Genomic DNA, 5716 nt, shown 5'->3' with positions numbered 1-5716 from the left:
TTATCTCCTGAAATTGTCGAACAGAATATAGTTAATCAATCACATCTTTTCTCTCGAAAACTTTCATATTCATATCACAATAAATCTTAAACATGTAGTATAGTAATAAAATTACTTTTGGCAAATAAAATGAACATTTTACAAGCTTCACCTCTTAAAAGGTCCATAAATTCTAAATTGGAGTATGGAAGCATAGAACGACTTATTCAATATTTAGATCGAGAATTTATATTACTAGGGCATGATTCGTATATTGTGTCTGATTCAAACTCTATAATTAATGGAAAACTTATAGTTTGTCAAAGTAAAAATAATCAAGATATTTTTTCGGCTCCAGATAAGTATGAAATTCAGGCAAAAATTATATTGGATTCCATAGAAAAATATAAGATTGATATTGTTCATCTTCATGGAAGATATATTTTATCGACCAACGAATTTTCCCGACGAGGATTTTTTCAACCATTTTTAGTTACCTTGCATGGTATTCTTAGAGATATTAAAGAAAAATATAAATCTGTCCCCAAACAACCCAACATTCATTATAATGCTGTAAGTATTGCACAGAAAAATAACTTGTCACAATTTTTCAACATTGAAGTACCTATATATAATGGGATTCCTGTTGATAAATTTCCGTTTTCAGAGTGTAAAGAAGATTACCTTTTCTCTTTTGGGAGAATTGCAGATGATAAAGGAGTAATTAATTCTATCCAAGCTGCCAAAAAGAGTGGATTAAAGCTTGTAATTGGAGGAGTTGTATTTGAACAGGATCGTAACTATTATCAAGAAAAAGTCAGACCTCATATAGATGGAGAAAATGTAATATTTGTTGGTCCATTAAAAGATAAAACTAAAAAAGAATTTTATAAAAATGCCAAAGCTTTTCTTATGCCAATAGAATATGAAGATCCTTGTCCTCTAACAGTATTAGAATCTTTAGCCTGTGGTACTCCAGTTATTGCCTATGCAAAAGGTTCTCTTCCAGAATTAGTAAAGCATGGAAAAACAGGCTATATTGTCAATTCAATTGACGAAATGGTGGAGGGTATTCAAAATATAGAAAAAATCGAGCCATTTAGATGTAGAGAATATGCAGAAAATCATTTTGCCTCAAAAATAATGGCACAGAACTATATAAAACTTTATGCTCAAATAGTACAATCACACAAATCAGGATAAAAGGTAACTAAGAAAAGTGTTGACAATTCCTGAAATTACGAGCCAGTAGAGCGGTAGTTTCGCACTCCAAAGCTCCAAATCTGTAAACAGAGAATAAGAAAGAGGACACCAATAGCTGGAGACACCCATTGCCAAAGAATACTTGAGTTTAGAGGATCTAAACGGTCTAAAACACCAATAGCCGGGTAGTAGCTGATGCAAGCTAAAGGAATGACAAAAGTGAAAAAACGGCGAAACCAAGGACGGTAAATGATCAGAGGATACTGAGCGGTTTCCACACCTCCATAGGTTACAGTGTTCATAATTTCTAAACTTTCTGTAGTCCAGAAAGCTAAAGTAGCCCGAATTATAATCAATCCATAAAATAAACAAGCTCCCCCCAAGATAGCAAAGATGATAAGCAGGATCTTCTCTGGAGACAAGAAGAGATCGAGGGTCGAAATAGCCCAAAGCAAAACAATTAGAGCTTGCAAAAACCGCCCTAACTTTCTGAGATTTACTTCCTGACCAGCCAATTGCAGAGCTGTACTTCTAGGACGTATAAGCAGGCGATCGAATTCGCCACTTTTGACCATACTGGCAAAAAGTTCAAAACCCCGTGAGGTAGAATCACACAGGGAAAATGCCATGTTGATGATGCTGTAAAACAGGGCAATTTCCGGTAAGCTCCAATCTTGCAAATGTCCGAAGCGCTCGAAAAGTACTAGAATGCCGATAAATTCCAGACCAGCCGTAAGGAAGTTGCCAATGGACAGGATGATAAATGAGCTTCGGTACTGCATCTGGCTGCGAAAAGAAATATCGATATAGTGAGCATAAAGACGCAGACTATCTAACATAGTTAACCTCCTTGAACAACTAGTCGGTGAGTTCCATAGGCAAGCAAACAGCGTCCTAAAGCAACAAAGAGCAAAATCCAGATCAGTTGATGACCTAACATCATCCAGGCATCACTCGCAGGGATATGACCCATATAGAGACGTAAAGGCACGTCAACGAGTCCTCGAAAAGGCAGAAAATTGAGGAAGGGTTGAAACCATTCAGGGAAGAGAGGTAGAGGAACGAGGGTACCAGAAAAGACAAATACCAACAAAGTTAAGAGCCGATTTATGCCTTCGCCACTGATAGTCCAAAGAAGTAAGATACTGCTGAGAGTCGAGATAGCACTGGATAAAAGCAATGCACTTATGATTGCTAAACTCCAAGCGGCGGCTGAGGCGTAGGAAGCTGGTGGTTTGAGGCTTAAAAAGAGTAGAGCAACGGCAAACACAGGTAAACTACGCAGTAAGGCTGGAGCAATACGGCTTGCTAAGGAGCGGCTGTACCAAAAATTGTAGAGATCCACCGGTCGCAGCAGTTCATAAGCAACAGTGCCAGTGCGGATCATAGTGCGTAGGTCGCTGTCAGCTGTCACGGGGATTAGGGCAAACATAGCTTGTCCCAGCCAAATATAGTCGGCAACTTCCGAGTAGGTCATGGGCTGTACGTCAGTGCTAGAGCGATAGAATGCCTCGAAGATCGCGATGCGAATCAAACCCCAGAACAACTGAGTAATTATACCAGCTAAAGCAACAGCACGGTATTGCAGGAGTGTACGAAGGCGTGCGCTCAGGATAGCTATGTAAGCACTCATTTCTGGTCTTCCTTATAAAGGTGAGCAATAATTTCTTCTATAGGTGGGTTTTCTACAAACAGGTCGCGCACTGGATATTGAGCCGTGATGCGGCTGATCAGGGTGGCGGCTGATATTTTTTTAGGATCGAAGCGCAAATATATTCGCTGAGCTTCCCGTCGAATAATCTCAGCATCAGGATCACAAATGTCAGCCAAGTCCTCAACTAAGTCAAGGATCAGTAGGCGTTCGCTGGATACCTGTCTTCTGAGGTCGTTTAGGCTGCCATCCGAGAGAATTTTACCTTCTCCAATAACTATGACTCGCGTACATAGAGCTTCGATATCATCCATGTCATGGGTGGTAAGGATAACAGTTTTCTTCTGTTCTTGATTAAGACTCTTGATAAAGTCACGCACTGCTAATTTAGATACTGCATCAAGACCGATGGTAGGTTCGTCTAAGAAAAGTAGGGAAGGATCATGGAGTAGCGATGCTGCTAGATCGCAGCGCATACGCTGCCCCAGGCTAAGTTGACGTACAGGTATATCCAGTAAAGATGTCAGGTCTAGGATGTCAATCAGGTGGTCTCGTTGCCGAATATAGTCTGTTGCTGATATCTTGTAAATATCGCGTAGCAAGTCAAAAGATTCGATGACTGGCAAATCCCACCATAATTGAGTTCGTTGACCGAAGACTACACCTATTTCCCGCACATGATCGACTCGGGTTTTCCAAGGAGTTCGACCCAAGACTTCACAGCGTCCAGAGTCTGGAACCATTATGCCAGCTAAGAGTTTGACAGTCGTGGACTTTCCAGCTCCGTTGGGACCAATATAGCCCACAAGTTCGCCCGGTTCTAGGGTGAAAGAAATATGGTCAAGAGCTTTGAGTTCGCGGTATTTACGATACAGCACGCTACGAAAAGCACCCCAAAGTCCAGGCTGACGTTCAGCAATACGATAAGTCTTGACGAGATCCTCGACTACGATCTGGGGCATTCAATCCTCTCTTTTTTAATACTAAATTGTACTACAAAACGAAGTGCGGAATGTGGGTTATAGAGTTGTTTCTTCCACCTCAAAAATTCTTGAACATCTGAAGCCAATTGTCTTTCAGGGCTATTTCATTCTAATTTAGGAACTGATATGATATTGAAGTCGTCTGTGATAGCGTACTTCAGATGTCTCAACCTGCCATAGTCGCAGCCTTTGCTGACCTACCAGATCTGATTGACTGACAAAAGTTATTCCGGAGCATATTGGTACGTCAGTACTTTGAACTCTAGCTTATAAGTTCGTTTTTCGTGTTGTTTGCGCGATGCCATAACAGGGTCAGGATCACGGTTGGAGGTGAAACTGACCTGACGAATCAGTCACCATCCGTTTAACAGAGCAGTTTTGACCCAATCTATGCCAATGCGGAAATAGCTGTTGCCACGTGCGCCAATGGGTGTCTACCCAACGTCGTTGACCTGACTCTACCACTGCCACCCCTTGGGCACTGACATAGCGATGCAGCAAGGGAACAGGGGGTTTCCCCCACTCGCGCTTTGCATCAAGACAGAGAGTTGCTACCGCTAAGATAAACCATAATCGTGACAGGGCAGATGGTACTCTAATCTCTGATTTTTGGAGATTCCAGCCACTGGACTGGTCATCTAAAAAGTTCTGTTCATAATCGTTGCGTAACCCATACGAGCGCAAAAGTTTTTATGCAGGTCTTTTCATCACTGACCACCGCCCAAAACTCGACCTTGAGGTTATTACGACCGATAATCACGTGAACCAAACCATAGTTGGCAGCTTTTTGCAATCGCACCTGATGGAAACACAAGGCCTCCCCCCGTAGAACATGGAAATCTTTAAGCTGGCACCAGCCTTTGCCCCCCGGAGATGAAACCAATGAATAGTGGAGCCTTATTACAAAAGACCGTTACCTTTTACTCATAGCCTACCAACCATAAAGGCTCCACTATTCTTGCGGTAACTTCTGACCCGCCAAATCCAACTATCCCTCGCGGGGCCAATCCGATAGTGCCAACCTAATTGGGTAGTTAACATCCGCCTTGGCGTTAATATGAACTTGCACCTCGGTCTGCCAGTAACACCACCTTGATTCCTGGAGGTAATCGCAAATGAGCCGATTGAATCATTTCTCGATAATCCCAGCAACGATATACTGGCACTGCCATGAGCCATGACCCGCGCTCGCCACGCGGCTTGGCGCGACCTCGATGCACCACACACAGCCGCACGCTCACAATACTTCTCCCAAAATAACGAGGTGTCTAATGCCAGATAGATTACCTGTTGAAGCCAATTGGCCTGCATCTGCTTCAATTAAACTGCCATAGAGTCGATGCACATTGATTCGGGGTAATGGCTGCCAACGCTGGATTCGTCAAAGTTTGCTCGCAGCATATTGACCCCGGCACGGCATATAGACCGTCCATTTAGTCAGATTCACACTACCGGTATGTACCAGGGCCACGCTCCATCGATAAACAAACAGTCAGATGAGCCAAATGCGCCCAATCACCTTGACCCATCCATTGATTCAAGGCATTGTAGAGGCGGGAGTTTTTTTTCACAGCATCTTCTTCGTATGAGTGGTATCTGTCTTGAGGATGCTGGCTCCCCACATTAAAAGTCAATCCCTCCTATTCCCCTCCTGGCTTGCATTTGATTGTTCCTAATTGATGCTTTTGTCAGTCAACCAGCCTACCAGATAGTCGGCGCACCGCTTCGGCAGCGCCATAGTCAAGCCCAATGCCACCGCATTATTCACCCTGGCGGTTGCGGCGGGCAATCGAGGGTTTCTTGCCATTGGGGATTGGTTGAAAGCCTCAATACGATCAATTGGTTGCTTTATTTTCGCCTCCCAAAGGACGCAAACCCGTCCTACAGCACGATTCGACGA

Annotated in this window: 8 protein-coding genes; 1 reads left to right on the top strand and 7 read right to left on the bottom strand. The window is 43.1% G+C overall.

Features of this window, described 5'->3' with window-relative positions; genetic code table 11:
- Window positions 1–117: 117 nt before the first annotated feature.
- A complete protein-coding gene (locus F6K52_RS31210) occupies window positions 118–1182 on the top strand; it encodes a glycosyltransferase (RefSeq protein ID WP_293088077.1) in 1065 nt (354 codons plus the stop codon).
- Between the two features lie 35 nt (window positions 1183–1217).
- Here F6K52_RS31210 and F6K52_RS31205 read toward each other — a convergent pair whose 3' ends face one another.
- The 7 genes from F6K52_RS31205 to F6K52_RS31175 form a co-directional block, all read right to left on the bottom strand.
- Window positions 1218–2021, bottom strand: coding sequence for an ABC-2 family transporter protein (locus F6K52_RS31205; protein ID WP_293088074.1), 804 nt, complete (start codon window positions 2019–2021; stop codon window positions 1218–1220).
- 2 nt (window positions 2022–2023) lie between these two features.
- The gene (locus F6K52_RS31200; protein ID WP_293088071.1) at window positions 2024–2815 is read right to left on the bottom strand and encodes an ABC-2 family transporter protein; all 792 of its coding nucleotides are present in this window, start codon (window positions 2813–2815) and stop codon (window positions 2024–2026) included.
- Window positions 2812–3795, bottom strand: a complete 984-nt coding sequence (locus F6K52_RS31195; protein WP_293088068.1) for an ATP-binding cassette domain-containing protein — start codon at window positions 3793–3795, stop codon at window positions 2812–2814. The genes F6K52_RS31200 and F6K52_RS31195 overlap by 4 nt, the downstream gene beginning before the upstream one ends.
- 339 nt (window positions 3796–4134) lie before the next feature.
- Window positions 4135–4500 carry a hypothetical protein gene (locus tag F6K52_RS31190; protein WP_293088065.1) on the bottom strand — a complete coding sequence of 122 codons (366 nt, stop codon included), beginning with the start codon at window positions 4498–4500 and terminating at the stop codon, window positions 4135–4137.
- Between the two features lie 240 nt (window positions 4501–4740).
- Window positions 4741–5127, bottom strand: a complete 387-nt coding sequence (locus F6K52_RS31185) for a hypothetical protein (RefSeq protein WP_293088061.1) — start codon at window positions 5125–5127, stop codon at window positions 4741–4743.
- Window positions 5128–5264: 137 nt separating this feature from the next.
- Window positions 5265–5450: a hypothetical protein gene (locus F6K52_RS31180; protein ID WP_293088058.1), complete on the bottom strand. Its 186-nt coding sequence runs from the start codon at window positions 5448–5450 to the stop codon at window positions 5265–5267.
- A 38-nt stretch (window positions 5451–5488) separates the two neighbouring features.
- On the bottom strand, window positions 5489–5716 hold a 228-nt coding region (locus tag F6K52_RS31175; RefSeq protein WP_293088055.1), incomplete at its 5' end, for a hypothetical protein.

This window comes from Moorena sp. SIO3H5 (assembly GCF_010692395.1).
Classification (GTDB): Bacteria; Cyanobacteriota; Cyanobacteriia; order Cyanobacteriales; family Coleofasciculaceae; genus Moorena.
This window is presented reverse-complemented; position numbering and strand designations above follow the sequence as displayed.

Coding starts and splice junctions, on each gene's coding strand:
- F6K52_RS31205 (WP_293088074.1), bottom strand. CDS start 2,021: ATGTTAGATAGTCTGCGTCTTTATGCTCACTATATCGATATTTCTTTT.
- F6K52_RS31200 (WP_293088071.1), bottom strand. CDS start 2,815: ATGAGTGCTTACATAGCTATCCTGAGCGCACGCCTTCGTACACTCCTG.
- F6K52_RS31195 (WP_293088068.1), bottom strand. CDS start 3,795: ATGCCCCAGATCGTAGTCGAGGATCTCGTCAAGACTTATCGTATTGCT.
- F6K52_RS31185 (WP_293088061.1), bottom strand. CDS start 5,127: ATGCAGGCCAATTGGCTTCAACAGGTAATCTATCTGGCATTAGACACC.